This window comes from Ruminococcus sp. 1001136sp1_2201st1_G3_2201SCRN_220225, assembly GCF_040924365.1.
Lineage (GTDB): Bacteria > Bacillota > Clostridia > Lachnospirales > Lachnospiraceae > Blautia_A > Blautia_A faecis.
Genome location: NZ_JBCOME010000001.1, coordinates 159648 through 182414 on the forward strand (window position 1 = coordinate 159648; position 22767 = coordinate 182414).

At 42.3% G+C, this 22767-nt stretch carries 18 protein-coding genes and 1 pseudogene; 3 read left to right on the forward strand and 16 right to left on the reverse strand.

What is annotated here, in order from left to right:
* Positions 1–37 precede the first annotated feature (37 nt).
* From AB5642_RS00790 to AB5642_RS00845, 12 genes are all read right to left on the reverse strand, one after another.
* Positions 38–1021, reverse strand: a complete 984-nt coding sequence (locus AB5642_RS00790) for a CotS family spore coat protein (protein ID WP_173718838.1) — start codon at positions 1019–1021, stop codon at positions 38–40.
* 78 nt (positions 1022–1099) lie between these two features.
* On the reverse strand, positions 1100–2440 hold the full coding sequence (locus AB5642_RS00795) for a CCA tRNA nucleotidyltransferase (RefSeq protein WP_173718839.1): 1341 nt from the start codon (positions 2438–2440) through the stop codon (positions 1100–1102).
* Between the two features lie 120 nt (positions 2441–2560).
* Positions 2561–4000: a proline--tRNA ligase gene (gene proS, locus AB5642_RS00800; protein ID WP_118581543.1), complete on the reverse strand. Its 1440-nt coding sequence runs from the start codon at positions 3998–4000 to the stop codon at positions 2561–2563.
* Positions 4001–4504: 504 nt separating this feature from the next.
* The gene (locus tag AB5642_RS00805) at positions 4505–6547 is read right to left on the reverse strand and encodes an LTA synthase family protein (RefSeq protein ID WP_173718840.1); all 2043 of its coding nucleotides are present in this window, start codon (positions 6545–6547) and stop codon (positions 4505–4507) included.
* Between the two features lie 11 nt (positions 6548–6558).
* The gene (locus AB5642_RS00810) at positions 6559–8715 is read right to left on the reverse strand and encodes an LTA synthase family protein (protein WP_173718841.1); all 2157 of its coding nucleotides are present in this window, start codon (positions 8713–8715) and stop codon (positions 6559–6561) included.
* A 16-nt stretch (positions 8716–8731) separates the two neighbouring features.
* Positions 8732–9217 carry a dCMP deaminase family protein gene (locus AB5642_RS00815; protein ID WP_118581740.1) on the reverse strand — a complete coding sequence of 162 codons (486 nt, stop codon included), beginning with the start codon at positions 9215–9217 and terminating at the stop codon, positions 8732–8734.
* Between the two features lie 82 nt (positions 9218–9299).
* A complete protein-coding gene (gene rpiB, locus AB5642_RS00820; protein WP_118581537.1) occupies positions 9300–9734 on the reverse strand; it encodes a ribose 5-phosphate isomerase B in 435 nt (144 codons plus the stop codon).
* Positions 9731–10774 carry an L-threonylcarbamoyladenylate synthase gene (locus tag AB5642_RS00825; protein WP_347562151.1) on the reverse strand — a complete coding sequence of 348 codons (1044 nt, stop codon included), beginning with the start codon at positions 10772–10774 and terminating at the stop codon, positions 9731–9733. Before AB5642_RS00825 ends, rpiB begins: the two co-directional genes overlap by 4 nt.
* 84 nt (positions 10775–10858) lie before the next feature.
* Entirely contained in the window at positions 10859–13132 is a 2274-nt protein-coding gene (locus AB5642_RS00830) for a DUF2298 domain-containing protein (RefSeq protein ID WP_173718842.1), read from the reverse strand.
* Positions 13116–15098, reverse strand: a complete 1983-nt coding sequence (locus AB5642_RS00835) for a hypothetical protein (protein WP_195392095.1) — start codon at positions 15096–15098, stop codon at positions 13116–13118. Before AB5642_RS00835 ends, AB5642_RS00830 begins: the two co-directional genes overlap by 17 nt.
* A gap of 109 nt (positions 15099–15207) precedes the next feature.
* Complete coding sequence (locus AB5642_RS00840) at positions 15208–15894, reverse strand: N-acetylmuramoyl-L-alanine amidase (protein ID WP_226815392.1); 687 nt, start codon at positions 15892–15894, stop codon at positions 15208–15210.
* Between the two features lie 191 nt (positions 15895–16085).
* On the reverse strand, positions 16086–17744 hold the full coding sequence (locus AB5642_RS00845; protein ID WP_187565729.1) for a glycosyl hydrolase family 18 protein: 1659 nt from the start codon (positions 17742–17744) through the stop codon (positions 16086–16088).
* A 1141-nt stretch (positions 17745–18885) separates the two neighbouring features.
* Between AB5642_RS00845 and AB5642_RS00850 the strand changes: the two genes are divergently transcribed.
* On the forward strand, positions 18886–19665 hold the full coding sequence (locus AB5642_RS00850; protein ID WP_148463156.1) for an adaptor protein MecA: 780 nt from the start codon (positions 18886–18888) through the stop codon (positions 19663–19665).
* Here the strand turns inward: AB5642_RS00850 and AB5642_RS00855 are convergent.
* Positions 19625–19789: pseudogene (locus tag AB5642_RS00855) on the reverse strand (hypothetical protein); the annotation flags it as partial. The gene AB5642_RS00850 and the pseudogene AB5642_RS00855 overlap by 41 nt on opposite strands.
* On the opposite strand from AB5642_RS00855, the gene AB5642_RS00860 reads away from it, so the two are divergent.
* Positions 19767–19970, forward strand: coding sequence for a DUF6783 domain-containing protein (locus AB5642_RS00860; RefSeq protein ID WP_368366866.1), 204 nt, complete (start codon positions 19767–19769; stop codon positions 19968–19970). The pseudogene AB5642_RS00855 and the gene AB5642_RS00860 overlap by 23 nt on opposite strands.
* Here the strand turns inward: AB5642_RS00860 and AB5642_RS00865 are convergent.
* Entirely contained in the window at positions 19932–20135 is a 204-nt protein-coding gene (locus AB5642_RS00865) for a DUF1858 domain-containing protein (protein ID WP_117851487.1), read from the reverse strand. The two genes, AB5642_RS00860 and AB5642_RS00865, sit on opposite strands and share 39 nt — an antisense overlap.
* Positions 20136–20432: 297 nt before the next feature.
* Here AB5642_RS00865 and AB5642_RS00870 point away from each other — a divergent pair, with 297 nt between their 5' ends.
* A complete protein-coding gene (locus AB5642_RS00870) occupies positions 20433–20603 on the forward strand; it encodes a DUF362 domain-containing protein (RefSeq protein WP_118583690.1) in 171 nt (56 codons plus the stop codon).
* A gap of 68 nt (positions 20604–20671) precedes the next feature.
* Here the strand turns inward: AB5642_RS00870 and AB5642_RS00875 are convergent, their stop codons facing one another.
* Entirely contained in the window at positions 20672–21226 is a 555-nt protein-coding gene (locus AB5642_RS00875) for a helix-turn-helix domain-containing protein (RefSeq protein ID WP_173715668.1), read from the reverse strand.
* A 188-nt stretch (positions 21227–21414) separates the two neighbouring features.
* Positions 21415–22743, reverse strand: a complete 1329-nt coding sequence (gene dnaB, locus AB5642_RS00880) for a replicative DNA helicase (RefSeq protein ID WP_118583698.1) — start codon at positions 22741–22743, stop codon at positions 21415–21417.
* Between the last annotated feature and the right edge of the window lie 24 nt (positions 22744–22767).

Genomic DNA, 22767 nt, shown 5'->3' on the forward strand with positions numbered 1-22767 from the left:
TATATACCTTTTGCCCTGTATTGTCAAGGTTTTTGCGCTAGAAAGGGGATTTTCCAAAGCATTTTTCAGGGAAATCCCCCCATATTTTCTTCTGGGCAATTACCTTTTCCAGCTTTTCCGTATTCTTGCCGGAAATCCATGCTTTGTTATGAGAAAAGTAGTAATTTGCCAGTTTCCAGTATTTTTCCGGATATGTGAAACGGATTTGCAGGTTTTCCCATTCTCCAGAGGAAATAGGACGTATTTTGTCATATTGCTCCAGCATCCGCCTGGCCAGAAAAACATCCCAATTATATTTTTCCAGGATTTTTCGCATAAAACAGTACAGGTCGCTGATCTGCATATCAAAGCTGAAGTGATCAAAATTTGTCACAGCAGCCTGATTTTTACAAAGAAGAACATTGTGCTGATTATATTCGCCATGACATAGAAGCCCCTCTTCGCCCGCCTTGTCCCTTAGTTTTTCATAGTCCGACTTTACAAGCATTTCCAGTGCTTTTTCCCCTTTTTCCAGAAACCACTGCACACTGCCCAGAAATTCCTTTTCAAATCTGGCACTGGCACCTTTCTGGCGGATAAACTTACGGATCTTGCGGATTTCCTGATTATGCCTTGTATATTCATCTGCAAGGGAACGCGCCATGTAGGCTTTTTCCACAGGCATATTCATAAATTTATGTACCCTTGCCAGAATCTGCACACTTCTTATAATATCTTCCCTGGACTTGGTATCACACTCTCTGCCTTCATACCAGTTCTGAAGGGTATATGGAATATTATCCTTATCTCTGGTAACCAAAGAGCCTTCCTGATTTTCAATAAAAGTATCAACCAGACAGCCTTCCCGGGAAAGTTTTTTTAACACTTCCTGCTGAAAAAGCAGTTTTTTTTCGGAGCCGTGAAACTCTCTGAGGAGCAGAATTCCCTGTTCTGTACGACATACCAATGCTCCCCGGGTCCTGGACGAAGATTTCACTTCAATTCCATACTGGGTCAGGGTGCTAAGACCATAATCATACAATAAAAATCCCCCCGTCACTCACATATGCCAAAGGTCTTCAGATACCTTCTATCTTATGAGTGGGAGGGATATGTTATTCTAAAGAAGTTTTTTATCGGCTGCAAAAGCAAGGGCAAGAAGTGCTTCTTTCTTGTTCAGTTCCGGATTCTCCAGCACAGCATCCAAAAGCTCATGGAGCACACTTCCCATTTCTTTTCCAGGCTTCATTCCGGCTGCGATCAGGTCACTGCCAGTAATTGCAAGGCCTTTCATGGAAACACATTCGCCTTTTTCCATAATTTCTTCCCAGGTCATTCGAACTCCGGCCTGGCGGGCAGCTTTTTCTTCCCCACGGTAATCACTTTTCGCTTTGTTATCCGCATACTGGACTTCCATCCACATGGGAAAAAGGTCTTCCCCAACTACATTGATGGCTTTCCGCACCTCAGCCGGTGACGGAGTCGGGCGCAGATCATGCCAGCGGATCAGGCGGCTCACTCTGGAAATGGTGTCATTGTCAAACTTCAGGCGGCGCAGAATTTCCTTGGACATTTTTTCTCCCACAGAAGCATGTGTTTTGAAATGATCCCTGCCGTTTTCATCTGTTTTTCGTACAACAGGTTTGGCAATGTCGTGAAGGAGCATGGTCAGCCTTAACACCTTATCCTCCCTCACATACAAAAGGCTGTGGAGAATGTGTTCTCCCACATTATAGCAGTGGTGTGGAGTGTTCTGAGGTGTCTCCATACAGCGGTCAAATTCCGGCAGAAATTCCCTGGTAACACCCGCTTCATAGGCAATCCGCAGATAATCCGGATGAGGGGATACCAGAAGTTTTACAAGTTCCACCTGGATCCGCTCTGCGCTTACATGTTTTAAATTTGGTGCAAGCACAGAAAGAGCTTTTCTGGTCTCTTCTTCCAGGGAAAAACCAAGCTGCGCAGAAAAACGTACAGCACGCATAATGCGAAGAGCGTCTTCTGTAAAACGTTCCAGAGGATCACCAACACAGCGGATCACCTTGTTTTCCAGGTCTTTCTGTCCTTCAAAAAGGTCCACCAGCCCTTTCCTGGGATTGTAGGCCATGGCGTTGATGGTAAAGTCCCGACGCTTCAAATCTTCCTCCAGGCAGGCCGTAAAGGTTACTTCTTTCGGATGACGGCCATCTTCATACTCGCCATCCACCCGGTAGGTGGTAACCTCGAATCCCTCTTTTTCAAGCAGCACTGTTACGGTTCCGTGAGCGATTCCTGTATCTACGGTTCTGTGAAACAGGGCTTTGACCTGCTCCGGCTTGGCTGAGGTTGTGATATCCCAGTCATTTGGAGTTCTTCCCAGAAGGGCATCGCGGACACAGCCGCCTACTGCATAGGCCTCATAACCAGCTTTTTCCAGAATATTTATAATTATTTCAACTTTTTGTGGAATTTCAAATACCATCTTTATCACCTGCCTCTGATTTAAAACAAAACTTCTCTGCCTTGAAAAACAAAGCGGGGCAAAATAATTTTGCCCCTTTTTGACTACTGATTGCAAAATAAACAGCAATCCCTTTTGTTATTAATAAGCACGTCCCCAGTATACCATTTTCTTGGCAGGTTTTCCACAGCATACACAGACATCGCTTAAATGTTCCTGCTCAAACGGCATACATCTGGATGTTGCCTGAACATCTTCTTTGATCTTATCTTCGCACTCACGGTTACCACACCACATAGCTTTTACAAAACCTGGTTTTGTGTTGATGGTTTCCTTGAATTCTTCGTAATTTGTTGCTACATAAGTGTGAGCATCTCTGTGGGCCCTTGCACGCTCCAGCATTTCCTTCTGCATTGTGTCCAGAACTTCCTGAACCTTAGCAGCAAGTTCTTCGAACTTCACAATATATTTCTCTCTGGTATCTCTTCGGCAGATAACAGCCTGTCCGCTCTCGATGTCCTTCGGGCCGCACTCGATTCTTACCGGAATACCACGCATTTCCTGCTCTGCGAATTTGAATCCCGGGCTCTTGTCTGTAACGTCTGCTTTTACGCGGATTCCAGCTGCTTTCAGAATCTGTGTCAGCTCCTCTGCTTTCTCCAGAACGCCCTCTTTTCTCTGCTGGATCGGGATTACAACAGCCTGAACCGGAGCAATTCTTGGTGGAAGAACAAGTCCGCTGTTATCTCCATGAACCATGATCAGAGCACCGATCATACGAGTTGTCATTCCCCAGGATGTCTGGTGTACATACTGAAGCTGATTGTTTTTATCTGTGTACTGGATGCCGAATGCTCTTGCAAATCCATCGCCAAAGTTATGGCTGGTTCCAGACTGAAGTGCTTTTCCATCATGCATCAGAGACTCGATTGTGTAAGTAGCCTCTGCACCCGCAAATTTCTCTTTCTCTGTCTTCTGACCTTTAATAACCGGGATTGCAAGTACTTCCTCGCAGAAGTCTGCATACAAGTTCAGCATCTGGATGGTACGTTCTTTTGCTTCCTCAGCTGTAGCGTGGGCTGTATGTCCTTCCTGCCATAAGAACTCACGGGAACGAAGGAACGGACGGGTTGTTTTCTCCCAGCGAACTACTGAACACCACTGATTATATACTTTCGGAAGATCTCTGTGGGACTGGATCTCTTTCTGATAGAAATCACAGAACAGAGTCTCGGATGTAGGACGTACGCAAAGGCGCTCCTGAAGAGGATCAAGTCCGCCGTGTGTTACCCATGCAACTTCCGGTGCAAATCCCTCTACGTGATCCTTCTCTTTGTCCAGAAGGGATTCCGGAATGAACATTGGCATGTATACATTCTCTACGCCTGTCTCTTTGAATCTGCGGTCAAGCTCTTTCTGAATATTCTCCCAGATTGCATATCCTGCTGGTTTGATTGCCATACATCCCTTTACACTTGTATAGCCGCAAAGTTCCGCTTTTTTTACAACGTCAGTATACCACTGTGCAAAATCCACATCCATGGAAGTGATAGCTTCTACCATTTTCTTTTCTTTTGCCATGATTTTTCTCCTTTTTGATTTCTAATATTTAAACACCAGGGAAATCTGGTAAATTCCATGTATTATTTGAAAAACACATAAAAAAAGACCTTCCATCCCTGCAAAAGGGACCGAAAGGCTTCGGCGGTACCACCCTGATTAGCACTGGAAATGACTGCTCCACTGCTCACTCAATTATCCTGATAACGTAGGACAGACGCCGCACTTCAATTGTGCGGAGCTCTGAGGCCGGTTCCATGACTTGCGCACAAAATCCTCACACCATTGCCTGTCGGCCTGGATTTCTCTCTGAGATTGCTCCTCATGTACTATTCTCTTCATTGCCATTTCATTTATTTAATTTGCTCGTTAAGTCTTGTTTATTTTATGCGAAATTTTCCCATATGTCAAGTGGCGAAACAGAAAATACCCAGACAAAAAACAGCCAGTGGCTACTGTTCACTCCGTGACCAGTAACAGCCAGTGTTACCATCCACCGCATCTGTTTTATCCGGGTACTTTTTATTACTTCAATGTAAACAAGCTCTCTATTACATCTTTTTTCTCAAACTGGTTGTTATATTCCAGAATATTGTAATCGCTCAAAAACTGTCTGTAATTGTCCGGAAGATCCTCAGAAGCATACCAGTTCCCCTCCTGATCACACACTGCACCAACACCAATAACCGACAGCTGTTTCTTCAGTTTCATAAGGAACTGATTATAAAACGGAAGGGAAATCCCTGCCTTAAACAGCACATAACTTCCCAGATAATTGGCACTGATATCCTCTTCTGCAGTCTCGGAAGAATAATTTGTCCAGATTACATATGGAGTTGTATACGTCACCTGGCTTTCAAAAAGGTCCAGCTTCTCCCTGTCTTTTCCGAGAACTTCTGCTAAAAAGCCTTCTTCCAGCTTAGGCCAGTGATCTCCAAACATGACGATCATGGTCGGCTCGTCTACCTTTTCAAAATATTCTACAAGATTCTGAAACGCTTTATCCGACTCTCTGGCAAGTGACAGATACGTCTGTGCCTCCGGATATTCTGTTTCATAATTCAGTTTTACATCTGGTTCGTATCCCTTCAGAGTGCTCTGGGAATATCCGCCATGGTTCTGCATGGTTACGCAGAAAGTAAACAACTTTTGATTTGTTTCTTTTTCTTTATACAGGCTGATGATCTTGTCAAAAACAGACTGGTCACTTACAAAGCCTCTCAGTTTATCCTGATATTCTCCGCCCCAGTTATCCTGATTCAAAAACTCATCAAAGCCCATCTGCGGATATACCTGGTCGCGGTTCCAGTTATGTCCGTTATTGGGATGCATGGCAATTGTATAATATCCCTGAGATTTCAGAATATCTGCCATTCCATACTCCGGAGTCCGGACATACAGTTCATAAGGAACACAGCCAGAAGGAAGAAACGTAATACTGTTTCCGGTAAGTACCTCATACTCAGATCTTGCTGTTCCGCCACCGTAAGTGGGCATATGCAGACTTCCATGTGTTACATTTTTATCAATGCTGTGAATATACGGCAATATTTCCACATCTGATCTGACACTCCCAATGCTCTCGAAATCCGCAAGACTTTCATTCATGATCATAATAATATTCTCAGGGATTACATCTGGCTCCTGCTGCCTTTCAGCCGGATCACCTTCAGTTTTTTCTGCAATTTTCTTTACCGCATCCACGGAATATCCCTCCGGTTCTTCTACAAAAACAAACCGGAATTCTCTTGCAAAAGTATATACCAGCCCTTTATTCTGATATTCCTTGTTTACATTCCACAATGAAACATTTTCCTGCTTCATGATCAAAGGCCGAAATCCCACTGCCATTGCCACAACAAACACAGCTAAAAAGGCTAACCGCACAATCAAATTTTTTCTGCTTTTTTTCCCTAACTCCAGTCTCTGAAATTTCAGGATAAACTGGACAAATACCAGCGAATACGTTAACGGAATGCCAAGCATAAGAGGTATTTTAAACTCATATTCTCCTGCAACATCTGCAGCAGTTCCAATTCCTGTAATATCCAACAGAAAAAAAGCTTCTCCCCTAAATTCCATTACAAAGAAATTGATCAATGCCAGCAAAATCAGAAGCCAGCAAAATACAGCTGAAGCTGTCTTTATTTTTCGAAAAAGCAGGATCAATATACCAAGAATAACATAACAGACGATCAGGTTCCCTATAAGATTCATAAAAGATAGGGAAGTAACCTTTTTCAGAAGACTTCCCAGATAATTCACTGATTTATTTCTTTTTCCGGAAAGCCAGGTGATCATCTGCACTGCCCCTATCATAACAGGAGCGGACAGAATCAGTAAAATTCCATCCGCTGCTTTTGATATTCTGCAGGTATGCCAGGCATCACTTAGTCTGTCTCCCCACAAAACCAATAAAATCCATATCAGATTACCAATGGCAATCAGCAATATTTTCTTGGTATCTCCCTGAAAAGGATGGGCTGTTCCAAGCTCTGTATAGATCAGCAGCCCATCAATTACTGCCATTAACAAAAGGTTGCAAAACATTTGTGACAGTTTTTTCATAAACGCACCTCTTAATTGCCAATAGTAAACAAGCTCTCTATTACATCCTTTTTCTCAAACTGATTGTTATATTCCAGAATATTGTAATCCGTCATCAGTTTTTTGTAATCGTCCGGAAGCGCATCATTGGCATACCAGTTTCCATCTTTGTCGCAAACAGCACCAACTCCGATGATTGGAAGCTGCTCTTTCAGATTCATAAGGAACTGGTTGTAGCCTGGCATTTCAAGACCAGCCAGCTGAAGCATATAGCTTCCCAGATAATTAGCACTGAAATCTTCCTCTACTGTCTCAGATGGATAATTTGTCCAGATCACATAGGGAGTTGTATAGGACTGCTGGCTTTCAACAAGTCCCAGGCTCTGCCTGTTGCCGCCTAAAAGTTTCGCCATAAATTCTTCTTCAATCTTAGGCCAGTGATCCCCAAACATAACAATCATGGTAGGCTCATCTACTTTTTCAAAGTACTCCAGCAATTCCTTAAATGCTGAATCAGACTCTCTTGCCAACGATAAATACGTTTCAGCCAGAGGATACTCTGTATCATATCCAAGCTTTACAGTAGGTTCAAATCCAGCTCTGTCTTCTACTGTATAACCGCCATGATTCTGCATGGTTACACAGAATGTAAATAATTTTTCATCCGCATCCTTCTCTTCATAAAGGCTGATGATCTTTTCAAATGTTGCTTTGTCACTTACATAATTTCGAAGAAGCTCTCTGTGTTCCTCTCCCCAGTTCTCCAGGCTGATAAATTCATCAAATCCCATGCATGGATAAACAGAGGCCCGGTTCCAGTTATGAGCCTTGTTGGGATGCATGGCAATTGTGTAATATCCCTGGGATTTCAGGATATCTGCCAGACCATACTCCGGATCCCGCACATAAAGCTGATAAGGAACACTTCCGGATGGCAAAAAGCTCATACTGTTTCCTGTAAGAGCCTCGTATTCAGAACGGGCAGTTCCGGCTCCGAATGTAGGTACATGAAGCTGTCCATGTTTTACATTTTTGTTAAGGCTTCTTATGTATGGCAAAATTTCTACATTTGACTTTATTTTCCCTACACTTTCAAAATCTGTAAGACTTTCATTCATAATCAGGATAATATTTTTCGGTGTTACTGTTTCAGAAGTATCTGCAGCTGTATTATCAACACTTTCTTCAGACTCACCCTTGTCTGTCTCTGAAACAATATTTTCCCCATCTTCAATTTCCTGTGCCAGTTCTACGGTTTTTCCAACAGAATAGCCTTCTGGCTGCTCGATATAAAAATACTTGATTTCCTTAACAAGAGAGGAAATGTAGCCCTGTTCTTTATAAATACGGTTAATCTGCCATAAAGTAACAGCGTCAAGCTTCTGGAGGATAGGTCTTATAGTAAAACATAATGTAATCACGATCACAGCCAGTACACTAAACCGGGCAGCTGTATTCTTTCTGCTCTTTTTTCCAAGCTCCAGTTTCTGGAATTTCAGTACAAACTCACCAAATACCAGGGCATAGATCAGTGGAATTCCAAGCATCAGTTTGATTTTGAAGCTATATTCTCCAACAACTTCTGCTGCCGTTCCCATTCCTACAATGTCAAGAAGCTGGAATGGTTCTCCACGGAATTCCATTACATAATAGTTTACCATTGCAAGGATTATAAAAAGGTAACACAACGCAGAAGAAGCAATATTGATTTTCCTGAATAAAATAATAAGTATTATAAAAAATATTGCATAAATAATAAGATTCAGTGTCAAATAAGGCTGCTCCATCAGTAATGACATCTTAACCAGGCCTTTAAATGTTGACACTGCCTTATTCTTATATCCCGACACCCAGGTGACCATCTGGACAAGCATAAATACAATTCCAGGAGTTACCAGCAGCAATATGACATCTGCTATTTTCAAAAAAGTGGTATTTTTAATTACACTGCAGATTTTCTCCCCCCAGAACAGAAGAACAAGAAACAAAATATTTCCTGTAACAATTAGTAATATTTTAATGATTGTTCCTTTATATATACGATTTCCTTCGTTAATAAAAGTATATACCAACAATCCATCTATAAGCAGAAGCAAAGCAATGTTCAAAATGATTCCCAGTATCTTTTTCCATCTGTCATTCTTCGCTCTGCCCATATTCAAATCTGTATTTTCTTTCGTATTTTCCACAACAAACCTCTTTAACTTACACCGTCAGCGAAATCTCGCGTCCGGTTCTCTTGTATTGATAATAGCGTACACCGGCGGAGTCCAGCATTCTCTTGGAAGCAAGGACTGACGGAGTGCTTGCATATTTGTCACAATCATAGACCAGAGTCTTGATTCCTGCCTGGATGATTGCCTTGGCACACTCATTGCAGGGAAAAAGAGTTACATACATTTTCGCTCCCTCAAGGCTCCCTCCACGGTAGTTTAAAATTGCATTGAGCTCGCTATGGGTCACATACAGATATTTGGTATCCAGAGGCTCTCCCTCTCTTGCCCAGGGAAATTCATCATCGGAACAGCCTTTTGGGAAACCATTATATCCCATGGAAAGAATTTTATTATCGTCGCTGACAATACACGCTCCTACCTGTGAATTGGGATCCTTGGAGCGCATACCGGAAAGCATGGCAACTCCCATGAAATATTCGTCCCAGGTAAGGTAACCTTCTCTTTTGTGGTTCAGATCTGATGCAGCACTTACAGGCGCGATCTGTATATTCCCGGTGTTTTTCTGATTTGTGTTCTCCATAGAAGAGCTCTCCTTCCTATTCCGTCTCGATCTGAGCAATTCGGCGGATATGTCTCTCATCTCCTGAAAATGGTGTATTCAGGAAAGTATCCACAATCTTAACTGCAAGTCCAGGTCCAACTACACGGCCTCCAAGCGCAAGGATGTTTGCGTCATTGTGAAGTCTGGTTGCTTCAGCAGTAAAGCAGTCTGTACATACTGCTGCACGAATTCCCTTAATTTTGTTTGCAGTGATAGAAATACCAATACCTGTTCCGCATACAAGGATTCCAAGCTCACACTCTCCGTCCAGAATCCCATGTGCAACTTTCTTTGCATAGATCGGATAGTCTGTGGATTCTGTGCTGTAGCAGCCGTAATCCTTATACTCAATATTCTTTTCTTCCAGATATTTGATAATCTCCTGTTTCAGTTCAAATCCGCCATGATCACTACCTAATGCTACTCTCATTGTTCTTCTCTCCTTATATTGATTATTTTGTGACCGGCTGCTTTTAGAAGCCGGTTCATAATTGCCTGTCCCATTTTTGGGGTATAAAAAGCTTCGGAATAAATTTTGCTTACCTGGCACTGATCGAATTCACGCAGCACCTCATAAAGGTTATGAGCAATGGTTTCCTCTGCCTCTCTGCTTCCAATACACTTCACAGTTCCACAGGGATATCTGGAAATAGTCTCTTCTGTGGCAATAATCCCCGCCTGAAGTCCATTTGCCTGATCTTCCTTTACAAACTGATTAATGGCATTTATTACTTCTTCTGTGGGGCCCTCCACAATTGCAAGATCTGCTTTCGGTGCATAATGCCGATATTTCATTCCCGGCGCCTTGGGATGAACTTTACTATCAGGCTTTATAAGACCTTTGTCCATTCTCACATCGCCAAGAACCTCCTGGAGCATTTCCAGTGAAATATAACCGGGTCTTAAAACCACCGGCACGTCCTCGGTAAAATCTACAATCGTTGACTCCAGGCCAATTCCCACAGGACCTCCATCAATGATCATCTCAATGGCATCCCCTAAGTCCTCCTCAACATGCTGTGCTGTAGTCGGGCTTGGCCGTCCGGAAGTATTTGCACTTGGCGCTGCCACGTATCCCCCTGCCTGCAAAATAAGCTCCGCTGCAATGGGATCACTTGGAAAACGCACAGCTACACTGTTGAGACCACCAGTTGTCTCCAATGGAACCAGATCTGATTTCTCAAAAATCATAGTCAGGGGACCAGGCCAGAATTTCTCTGCCAGTATCTTCGCCTTCTCCGGTACTTTCTTTACAATTGGGGCCAGTGCATTTAAATCTGCAATATGAACGATCAACGGGTTATCCGAAGGACGTCCCTTGGCTGCATATATCTTCTTCGAAGCCATAGGATCCAGCGCATTTCCTCCAAGACCGTAAACAGTTTCTGTAGGGAATGCCACCAGTCCTCCCTGTTTCAATATCTCTCCGCCTCTGGCAAGTGCCGCATGGTCAATAGCATCTGCCGTCATGGCTACAATTTCTGCTTTCATTTTAATCCAGCTTTCTATTATTTTTTCAGCATTCTTTAATATAACACCTGTTTAAAAGCCTTGTCAATCCACCTTAACAATATAAGTGCCGGAATCTTCATCCATAAATACAATTTCTCCAAGTGACTGAAGAAGTGCATTATTCAGGCTGTCCTCATATTTCTCTCTTTCTTTAGAGCCCACAAAGATATAGGAAACACCATATTCCGTAAGAAGAGCTCTTACCTGGGTCTCATCCTGTGAAGTATAAATGCTCATAACATCTGCCTGTTTCCGGTTCAGATCATCTGTATCATTTCTCCAGAGCCATTCGTGTACATACCAGCCAAGAATTGTTGGAAGACCTGTAGCTGCAGAAACACGCTCATAACCGCTGTAACTGTCACCGTTTGCCTCCAGCACTACCGGAGCCCCTTTAATATTCTCCTTTAGCCATTGGATTGCAGACACATCCTCTGAAAAATCCGTATCCAGATAGCCCAGAGCATAAAGCCCCTGATAGCCTGACGGATTCAAAACCTTTCCAAACCAGGAATCCACACTTTTTCCAAAATATCCTACCGTCCAGATCAGGAAAAACAGACAGATTCCGGAAATGATCTTAAACACTTTCTGTCTGGTAACAGCCAGAAGTCTGTAAATTCCATATCCCATAGTCAGTGCAAACATAATATATGCCTGATAAGTAAGTTTGAACATAGTGTTTGCCCTGGCATTTCCATTTTCATAAATATCACGCACGTAAACAAATTCCGGGATTACCACCAGACCAATAGCGCAAAGTCCCATAATAATGGCAAAAAGATCTGCCGTGCGGATAGCTTTTATAAGACGGTACAGGCTCTTGTGCTCCATCCCCCGCAGTTTTTCCCAGAGCATAGAAATTACAAATGTAATGGTAAGAACTGCCGGAAGTCCCCAGAGAACCAGCAGCTGGTAGAAATAGGAATGGTACTTGGCAATTCCTATTCCATCCACCATAGTGTCAAACTGTAAGGTAAATGGCAGGATCACAAGATAGGCAAGCAGATAGATTTCTGCCATTTGTGAAAAAGTTACAACAATGATTTTCTTTATTTTTCCCTGGAAACGGATAATATTGGCAAAAAGCACCGTTCCAAGAGTTACTACATAATAAATTACAAAATCCCAGAAATTTGTCCACTGAAACATTCCGAGAAGCACACTGATTACCAGAAGATGAGGCATAAGAAGCTGCTCTTTCCAGAATTTTCCATCTTTCATGGAAGCCTCAACCGGTACTGTTTTCTTGCGCACACCCCTTAGCCATACATAAAGAAGTGCTATTACAAGAAGTACAAACATAATATTTACCACATGAGCATGAAGATCCCCCAGTACAAAAGAATAGCAGGGAAATTCATGTATCGTCCGGTCTTCCTCACGATATGGATTATATCCTATATAGCGGGTAGCATCCGGAAACCAGTAGCTGCTCACTTCCTTACCTGTCAGCTTCTCAATCAGGGGAATGATCTGCGCATAAATTACGTAATGCATATTTCCTGCAATGGAAACAGCTGTACCAGCTGTAAATCCAGCTGCAAAAGGAAGTCCTTTTATTACTTTTTCACTTTTTTGCTGTCCCTTCATACGGTCTGACATCATCTGGTAAACAAGGGAAAATGGCATTGCAAAAGCCAGTCCGGCTACAAAGGTACGCATAAGATTGTAAGTCAGTTCCACCTTTGTATGGGAAAGCTTGGTAAGAAAAACAGCAAAATACTGACCGCCATAATAATAATTAATATGTCCTTCTGAATACCACAGATCTCTTGCCGGAAGTGTGGTGCTTCTCATCATAGCTTCCATAAAACCATAATCCATGAACTTCTCGGTTCCATATGCAGCAGGGCGGAATCCTGCCAGATATGTCCACATAAGAAATGCAAGGAAAAACAATAATTCTTCCCAGTAAATCAGAGAAATCCTGTCAACTGGAAAACATTCTGTCTTTTCTTTTGATTCCTTTCGAAGAAGGAAAAAACAGATAACTGCGCATAGGATTGTTACAGCAGCACAAGTCAGGGCATTAAAAGGGATTAGTCTGATAGCTGTCAGAAACCAGGTAAGAAAACCTGTTGCAGCAATCGCCAGTACCTTAGAAAAAATCCATCCTTTGTCCTCAAAACGCCAGAACAGTCTTCCTGTAACAGGCATCGCAGCAAATCCCATCACTCCCGCCAGAAGCCACCATGTCCAGAAAGTCCACACATCACCTTTCAGTAAAAATGCAGATAGGCCAAGCAGCACCACCGCCAGCAGAAGTTTAATTATTGTTTGTGTACTGATTTTTTTCTTATTCTTTTGTTCCATAAATTCTTATTCTCCCGTCATCTGACTGATACACCAGAGGATATGTATCCGCAATCACATCTTCGCGGCATTCCTTCTCCTCAAATTTCATACCTTCCTCAAAAAGGATATATGTAATTTGTTCTTCCTCAACTGTTTCCTTTAGTACCTGTGCGCTGGCTGTTGTATAGATCTCTACTGCCCTGGCAGCCCTGTAATAAGTATCATAGCCTGCGGACCATGCATAATAAGGCCATCCCAGATACATCATAACCCCTGACATAGTGACTTCATTTATACTGTATTCCGGTGTCAAAATCAGATCGTCTTTTTTCAGATTTTCTGCAAGCCAGCTGGTCAGTCCACTGTTCAGGTTCACAGAAACCCGATGTCCCGAATCATTATCTTTTAGGATTACTGCAAAATCATAAATTCCTGTTATGGTCAGACTAAGTGCCAGAATCAAACTCAAAATTTTCCCAACAGCACCTTTCCAATGAAACAATCTGCTTACAGCGCCACCCCAGAAAACAGCAAGGAATGCATAAGATATTATAATATATTTATGATTCACGTTTATATCTGGTGTAAGAGACGCCACAAATGCAAAGATTGTTGGGAAAAGTATACTCACTGCAACTGCTCTTTCCATTCTTTTCAGAAAAAACAGCAGTACTAAAACGCCAAGGAAAACAATGCCGCTTATTTCAAATAAATATACAGCTATGCCTGGAAGTGATTTCTTTTCTGCCAGAAATCCAAAATATACAGAAGGTGATACAACACTTCCCCATACAAACATTTTAGATTGAATTTCCGAGAACACAACTGTCTCAATTGCCAGAATCAGATAGTCAAGTTTTCCATCAGAAAAAAAGGCAAATCCCATAAGAATCAGAAGACATGCAATTACAGCAGCTCCATTCCAAAATGAACACAGACCCAATAGCATTCCGGCAAAAAGAGCTGTATCGGGTTTCTTAAACATCCATGCTTTTTTTGTAAGAAATCTGTTCTTCAGCCACAATATTCCCTTCTCTTTCTCTGCACAGCTTTCTTCCACCCAGTCTAGGAAAATCCATAATACCAGCGCAGCCATCAAAAGACCAAATCCCAAGTGCCGCTGATTCAAATATACATTAAAATTCCAAAGTCCCCAGTTCTCATTGGGGGTATATCCAATAAAAGCAGTATTCCCGGCCAGAGTCTCCCATAGATCACCAGCCTGTAAATGTTCATATGCAAATCTGAAAAAAGCAGTTCCACTTCGAAATACAACAAACAAAACAGAAAGCACTCCGGCACTTATACTGTCAAAGAACCTTTTCGCCATAGAATACAGCATGCTAAAGAAGCACCAGAGTGACAGACTGCTTACGGCATTGTACGCTACATCAATTCTCATTCCAAGATATTCCAGATTTCCTGTCAGAAACTGAAACATAAAATGGTATTTTACATCCTCACCACCAAAATGAGGATACTGCGTGGGGAAATTATTTCCCAGCGAAAATGATCTCATCATCGCTGTATGAGGGGCATAATCACCAAATACAGTAAATCCGGAATACAAATATCCGTCACTAACATGAAATACAAATACCATGATCCAGGTAATTCCCGCCAGTAAAATCAATAAGAACACGATTTCTTTCGCTGGAGGAACCTCGCCGGAAAGTCTTTTAATAAATTTCCCAAAAGAACCTTTTCTTCTATAACAGCACAAGAGCAAAAATATCCCCACAGCTGCCATCACCATCAGATTTGCTCCAAAGAGGGGGTTCTCCGCTTCAGAGTACACGCTTAGCAGCCATGCTGCTATATAGACAGCCCAGGTCATAAGCAGCACACCACTTCCAAATGACGCTGCAAAAGTCACCCACAAGGGCGTGATTCCTTTTTCTCTCATTCTTTGTTCCGGCAAAAAATTATGGGTAATTTCCCTACCCAATAATGCTGCCAGAATCAGATAAACACATCCTAACATGGTATTTTCCCTCGCTTATTTTTTCCAGTCCAGTATAGCAGAATCCACAGCTTCTGAAAAGTGTATAGTTTTTGATAAACTGAAATGTTTTTTCATTAACAGAGGATTCTCATTGTTCATTATTTTTTATGTATTCTTCCACACCGTCAGCCACTGCTGCCGCTACTTTTTCCTGATAATCATCCTGTAACAGTTTTCCGGCTTCTTCCGGGTTCGTAAGGAATCCACACTCCACAATATTCAATATCCCCGGGCTTCGTTTCAAAAGATAATAAGTAGTATTTCCTTTCGCCTGCCTTGGCCGCTCCACCTCAAGATAATCATTCAGTTTCTCCTGAATTATTTCCGCCAGTTCTTCTCCCTTAACAGAGTCCCGATAATAAAAAACCTGAGGACCCTTCACCCCAGAATCTTCGTAACTGTTCTGATGGATACTTACTGCAAGTACAGGCTTTACTTCCTGAATAAGAAAAATCCTTTTTTGCATATCTTGTACTTTCTTATTATTAGAGTCTTCATCGTATAATCCCACGTCTGTTTCCCTGGTCATAACCACCTGAAAATCTTTCTTTTCCAATGCACTTTTCACTTTCAGGCCAATGGCAAGATTTACATCCTTCTCCTTCAGACCGTCTATCCCGATCATACCTGGATCCATTCCTCCATGACCACAATCCACCACAATTACCTGCTTCTGATTCATCTCTACCGATACTGCTGCCGCCTCGCGGGAAAGATAATAAAAGCATATCAGCAAAAGACATCCCATAATCAGCTCCACTATATGCTTTTTCAATATAAAACACCCCCTGGCATATAATATATAATGTTATCGTTAAACTTTCGTCTTTTGTCGCTGTTCACGACCTTCACATTATTTATATGTCTCAGAGAGTGTTTTTATCATTCGTGTATTAGAGCATGTTTGAAAAAGGCGTAACTGTTCAGTACCCTCACAGCAATATGCTTCGTAAAATAGTACCTGTTTTAATTAGACGCAGACAGATTATCTGTGATCACCTGCCAGATACTGCTATTCTCAAATCCCAATTTCCATGCTGCCACACCGGCAAGATTATATTTCTGTATCAGCTGTACCTTCGCTGCAATAGACTGAGAATCCTCAATCCAGATCTGGTAAGTGCATCCATCCTTCTCAAAGCTTCCATAATTCTGACTTACATCGCTGTCCCAGTATACCTGGGCATTATTTGTATTTACTACTTCCTGGGCAGTATCCATGCCAATTGCCTCACTAGATAAGCTGCCAGCTTCTGTTTTCCATAATCTTGTGTAAAATGGAACTGCATTGATCACACGCTGCGCCGGAACTTCAGCGATAGTATCCTGAATTCCCTTCTCCACCCAGGGAAGAGACGCTACTGAGCCCGCTTCCTCGGATCCAACGTAGTGCTCGTCATATCCCATAATAATGACATAATCTACTACCTTGCCCTGTTCAGCCCTGTCATAATGACTGGTGAAATCCTCTGGAACCGGATTGTCTACGGAAAGAACAAGATTGTTCTTATGGCATTCTATAGAAAGCTCCCGGAGGAACTCCAGGAAATGAACGCCCACGTCCTCACTAAGCTGCTCGAAATCCACATTAATTCCATCAATTCCAGCTCCAACAGCTGCATTCACTAGCTGTGAAATCAGATTCTGTCTGGAACTTGTTCTGGACAATACCTCATAAGTACTGATGTCCTGCGTAAAATTGTCCACAAGTCCCCATACCTTCAGCCCTTTTTCATGGGCAAGAGATACATAATCAGCTGTAGCATTGTTGATAATATTACCATTGTTGTCAGTTACATAGAACCAGGTTGGTGAAATTACATTCACTCCGGTCATATTCTGAATAGCCTCTGAAAGTCCTGCATTGGCATCTGTGGACATTACCTGATGCCATACCAGATTCACTGGTTGGTCCATGGTAAGATAAGTATAAGATTCCCCAACTGCTTTTCTGTCCATATTCAGATTCTGAACATCACTTACACTGCTCTTCTCTATATATCCGATATAACCGTCCCATGTGGCTACCTGATCCCAGTTCTCCAGTTCTTCCATAAGGATCAGATTATCTCCTTTGTTTACCTTGGATAGTACTTCTGATTTGATTCCTCCACGGTAGCGCACATATGTATCCTTAGTTGCTGTGACAACTGATACGCCTGAAAAATCCTTCTGAATCGCTATACGGTTTGGCTGCTGGTACACATAAGTATCCAGATCTGTATATCTCTTTATAAAATCAAGGCTCAGATAAGCGGTTCCGTCCTTCAGCCATACATCACCGCCCGCCTCAGTGGAAGCAGGTGTATAAATCAGCTCCGACGGAGTAGCGTACAGAATCTGCTGACCTTCTTCATCCCAGTAATATCTCTGGTTCAGATAACTATCCACCACATCTACAGGAAGATATGGCTGTTCGCCAGACATAACTGCCTTCTGCTCCAGAATCTGGGTACCTACTATAATTACGGCTTCTGAATCGTCTGTCTGTCCATAATATTCAGTCAAATCCATCTGTTTCCTGGTAGGAATGCGGCGCATGATCAGGGTTGTAACAATTCCGATCAGGGTAACTGCTGCGATCAGCATGCACACCACTACTACAGGATTAATTCTTCTCTTCATAAAATATTTATCCTCTCAGTGAACGTCTAATTGATATCTGCTGCGGACTTTTCCACAGTCGGTTATCATTATAACATATTTTTTTCAGGATTGTATTACATAATTCGACTTTTTACAATTTGTTTACATTATTGAATGTTGGTATCTAGAGCGTGTTTGAAAAAGCATTCCTGCAATCAGCAGCACCGGAAATTTCTTCCTGCCAAAGCATGAGTAGGGGGAAACTGCTGGTCTTGAAGAAATTCCGGTATGTACTGAATATTCATGGCTTACAACTGCTGATCATCGATTACAAAATCGAAATCCACACGGGCTATATGCCCATTCTCGTCCTCTGTATAATCCCGCATATATCCTCCGCCATCTGCAATCTGACAGGCTTTTGCAATGGCTCTGGCATCACTGGGCAGCCCTTCCAGATAAAGAGCAATTCCCAGTTCTTCATACTGATTCAGCTCACCCTCCAGCGATCTGCAGGATTCTTCCTTTCCTGATCGTGATATACGCTTCGTGTCCTAACCTCCTTTCCTCCTTTATGGATTCAGAAAACACCTGAATCATTTTGCAGAAAAAAGAGACGGAATGTGAACTCATTTCATCTTCAGGGAATGCAAACACCGCCCCAGCTGATACGCTGCATGATAAATCGACGCTGTTTTTAGAAAAAATAGATGTTAATGTTAATATTTAATACGAATCTGTGTTATCTCTGTTCTCAATTGCTTGTGAGTCACAGATCCATTTCTTTTTTCTTGTTCCCCATTATACGGATTCATTTTCCATTATGCAATAGATTTTTACCAGTTTATTCTTTTTTTCCATTCTGTTTCGAAAAATTTAATAAGTTGCAACTGAAATTTACAAACTGAATTTACCTGTTTTTTTCCTATTGCACTTTTGAAACATATATTATACAATGAGGAATCAAGATAGCTGATTGTTACTGTTCACTGGTAGTGTTCCGCGAGGTGTTTTTGTGAATATAGTTCACAGAAAACCTGGGAAACCCGGCGCGAAATAATGCGAATGCATGATTTCTGTGCATCGCGAAGTGTGTTGTTATTCGCGAAGTGAGCATTAACAACTGATTATGGTAATCTTTTAATAATAAACACTATTTCCAAGAACAGGATGTGATCATATGAAAATAGAAAAAATCAGTGACAATCAAATCCGCTGTACTCTTACAAAGGAAGATCTGGACAGCCACCAGATCCGTATCAGCGAGCTTGCCTACGGCACAGATAAAGCCAAGAAGCTTTTCCGTGAAATGATGCAGCAGGCTCAGATTGAATTTGGCTTTGAAGCTGATAACATCCCGCTGATGATCGAGGCAATTCCCGTAAACGGTGAAAGTGTCATTCTGATTGTCACCAAGGTAGAGGATCCCGAAGAACTTGACACTCGTTTCTCCAAATTTTCACCATATAAAAAAACCAAGCAGGATACCCTTCATTTCGATGGTGCTGATAATATCATCGATATCTTCCAGAAATTATATGAGGAGACACAGAAAGCAGCCTCTCAGGGAGCTTCTTCCAGTAACAAGGAGGTCAAAGAATCTGGAGCTTCCAGGACTTCCAGAAGTACGGAAGCTTCTGAATCTGTTTCCAATACCCGGAAAGTTTCTGTAAACCTGATACGGCTCTATACTTTCCATACTCTGGATGATGTCATTGCTGCCGCACATGGACTGGATGGATTCTATAAAGGCATCAATACCCTTTACAAGGATGAGAATTCCCTTTACCAGCTGATTGTACATCAATCCTCCTGCACAGCAGAAGAATTCAATAAAGTATGCAATATTCTTTCTGAATACGGCAGCGGACGCGCTTTTACTGCTGCCGGAGAGGCTCATTTAAAGGAACATGGTGAGCTCATTTCCCGCAAAGCCTTGCAGCAGCTTGCAAAAATCTGAAATAAAAAGAATCCTGCCTGCAGGATTCTCCGCCTGACAATTCCAAAATGCCTGCACGCTGCGCAGACATTTTGAACATGCTAGAGCGTGTTTGAAAAATCATTCCCGCAAATTGTGACGCACATCTTGCAGAAAGCCTTTTTCAAACACGCTCTAAAACCTTATTAAAAAGGACTGGCAAATCGCCAGTCCTTTTTATTATAAGTTCGTATATACTCTGTCGGGGTTACCTTCTCAACCGGAACAGCCCGTCAAGAAACTATATACTAACGGCCTGCAAGATAATCGTTCAGCTGCTGGATTAAAACATCAGCATCAATTCCGTGTACCATAGCAGCCTCCTCCAGAGATTCCATCTGTGCGGATGGGCATCCTACACATCCCATACCGGATGCCATAAGAATACCAGCCATATTAGGATCTAACTGAAGAAGCTGACCAATCAGCATATCTTTTGTCACCTGTGCCATGATCTGTTTCCTCCTTTTTTATATCGAGTTACTGTTCATACCTGACCAGCAACTGCTTCTCTCGTAAAAAATTCCCTGCCATTACATCAAAACCGGCAGTAACTCTCCACGTTCCACTATTATAATACCAAATACACATTTGCGCAACCGTCACAATTCTAAAATTTTGTTTATAATTTTGTACTTGATATCCTTTGACATATATATTAGAATAGACTCATATCCCAGAAAGGGTTTCTGTTCACTCTGTGAACAGTAATCATAAGGGAACTAAAGAGATTAAAGGAGGATATAACAATGGCATATGTAATTTCTGACGAGTGCGTAAGCTGTGGAACATGCGAGAGCGAGTGCCCAGCAGGTGCTATTTCTCAGGGAGATGATCATTACGTAATCGATGCAGATTCCTGCATGGACTGCGGAACTTGTGCTGATGCCTGTCCTACAGGCGCTATCAGCGAGGGTTGATTTTCCCACATAAGTGATGATAGCATGAAGGGGAGCTTCCTATGGAGCTCCCCTTTTTCAAACACATTCTACACTCCGTTTTTCTTTTTTCCCTTCTTCTCCGAAGATGCAGCTGCTTCTCTTCTTGCCATCTGCTGTCTCCTGATGGCTGCATCCAGAGTGCGCCACCTGTCTTCTCCTTCTTTTTTGGCATGAAGCTCCTGAGTAATCAGACGTTCTAATATCTCCTGAAACTCCAGAATCTTTTTATCTGGCTCCGCTTTAAAATTCTGAACATTCTCCAGCAGTTCTTCCCGAAGTGTATCTCTTGTTTCATTCTCTTCTTTTTCTATACTCTCAGATTCCAGTAAATGTATTTTATCCTTTTCTTCCGGCACGATTACTTCCATTCCTTCTTTTTTTGTAAGTTTTGGAAGAAGATCATGTATCGCCCGAAGCTGCAAGCCTCTGTTCTTTAGTTCTTTAATGTTCAAAAACAGTTGAATATCATCCTGGGTGTAGCAGCGATGCCCCAGCTCATTTCTGCGAATAGGAAGGGAAAGTTCATCCTCCCAGTAACGAAGGACATAAGATTTCACCCCTGTCAGCTTCACAGTCTCAGCCACGGTATAGCATTTTTCCATACTACCCCTCCTCATGAAATTGTTGCTGTCCACAAAACAAATCGGTCTGGCTGCCAGACAGCATCCGTATGGACAATAGCATAATTCACTGTTTTTATTATAACAAAAGGTCTTTCAAATGCAAGAAAAAAAGGTCGACATAACATGCCGGCCTTTTCGAAGAAATACCATAATTAATCAGCATTTCCTTATTTTTTCATATTTACAAACTGTGTATACTGAGGCAGCCATACCAGCTCAACGGTACCAATAGGACCGTTTCTCTGTTTCGCTATAATGATCTCAGCAATTCCCTTTTTCTCCGTATCCTTATGATAATAATCATCACGGTAGATAAACATTACCATATCAGCATCCTGCTCAATAGCTCCCGACTCTCGCAGGTCAGAAAGCATAGGTCTGTGATCCGGGCGCTGCTCTACAGCTCGACTGAGCTGTGAAAGTGCAATGACCGGAACGCTGATCTCACGGGCAAGTGCTTTCAGGGAACGTGAAATATCGGAAATTTCCTGCTGTCTGGAATCAGAATGTCCGCTTCCACTCATCAGCTGAAGATAATCAATCATAATAATTCCAAGATTGTGCTCTAATTTGTATTTTCGGCACTTGGAACGCAGCTCGGAAATGGAAATACCGGGGGTATCATCAATAATAAGATTAGAGCGTCCGATAATATCTGCACCCTCCACCAGCTTGGTCCAATCCTCGTCTTTCAGATTACCAGTTCTCATATTCTGGGAATCCACATGAGATTCCATGGCAAGGAGACGGTTTACAAGCTGCTCCTTGGACATCTCCAGACTGAATATCGCTACCGTAACGTCCTTACGAAATGCCATATACTGGGCAATATTAAGAACGAAAGCAGTTTTTCCCATAGACGGACGGGCTGCGATCAGCACCAGGTCTGAAGCATGCATTCCGGAGGTCTTGTAATCCAGATCCACGAAACCGGTAGGAATACCAGTTACCGTTCCCTTCATCTTGGAAGCTTTCTCAATATTGTTCACCGCATTCAAAACCACCTGCTGGATAGGCACAAACTCATCACTGGAGCGTCTCTGAAGAACATTAAACAATTTCTTCTCCGCTTCCTCCAGGATCATTTGTGTGCCTTCTTTCTCCATATAGCAGGCATTTTCCACTTCCTCATTCACTTTGATCAGTCTTCGAAGGACAGCCTTTTCGCTGACAATATTGGCATAATACTTTACGTTGGCAGAAGTGGGAACTGCAGAAATCAGATCTCTTACATATTCCATACTGCTGATATCTGGTGGAAGTTCCTTCTCTTTCAGACGGTTCTGAAGAGTGATCAGATCCACCGGCTTTCCTTCATTACATAACTCCACCATGGCATCAAAAATAATACCATACTGGCTCTGGTAAAAGTCATCACTTGTAAGAATCTCTGATGCTACCAGAATGGCATCACGGTCCAAGATCATGGAACCAATAACGGACTGTTCCGCTTCAATGCTGTGAGGAAGTATCCTCTTGATCAATGCTTCTTCCATTTCGTAAAAAACATCCTCTCCTGC

Coding starts and splice junctions, on each gene's coding strand:
- proS (WP_118581543.1), bottom strand. CDS start 4,000: ATGGCAAAAGAAAAGAAAATGGTAGAAGCTATCACTTCCATGGATGTG.
- AB5642_RS00805 (WP_173718840.1), bottom strand. CDS start 6,547: ATGAAAAAACTGTCACAAATGTTTTGCAACCTTTTGTTAATGGCAGTA.
- AB5642_RS00795 (WP_173718839.1), bottom strand. CDS start 2,440: ATGGTATTTGAAATTCCACAAAAAGTTGAAATAATTATAAATATTCTG.
- dnaB (WP_118583698.1), bottom strand. CDS start 22,743: ATGGAAGAAGCATTGATCAAGAGGATACTTCCTCACAGCATTGAAGCG.
- AB5642_RS00845 (WP_187565729.1), bottom strand. CDS start 17,744: ATGAAGAGAAGAATTAATCCTGTAGTAGTGGTGTGCATGCTGATCGCA.
- AB5642_RS00830 (WP_173718842.1), bottom strand. CDS start 13,132: ATGGAACAAAAGAATAAGAAAAAAATCAGTACACAAACAATAATTAAA.
- AB5642_RS00850 (WP_148463156.1), top strand. CDS start 18,886: ATGAAAATAGAAAAAATCAGTGACAATCAAATCCGCTGTACTCTTACA.
- rpiB (WP_118581537.1), bottom strand. CDS start 9,734: ATGAGAGTAGCATTAGGTAGTGATCATGGCGGATTTGAACTGAAACAG.
- AB5642_RS00825 (WP_347562151.1), bottom strand. CDS start 10,774: ATGACGGCAGATGCTATTGACCATGCGGCACTTGCCAGAGGCGGAGAG.
- AB5642_RS00875 (WP_173715668.1), bottom strand. CDS start 21,226: ATGGAAAAATGCTATACCGTGGCTGAGACTGTGAAGCTGACAGGGGTG.
- AB5642_RS00835 (WP_195392095.1), bottom strand. CDS start 15,098: ATGTTAGGATGTGTTTATCTGATTCTGGCAGCATTATTGGGTAGGGAA.
- AB5642_RS00865 (WP_117851487.1), bottom strand. CDS start 20,135: ATGGCACAGGTGACAAAAGATATGCTGATTGGTCAGCTTCTTCAGTTA.
- AB5642_RS00870 (WP_118583690.1), top strand. CDS start 20,433: ATGGCATATGTAATTTCTGACGAGTGCGTAAGCTGTGGAACATGCGAG.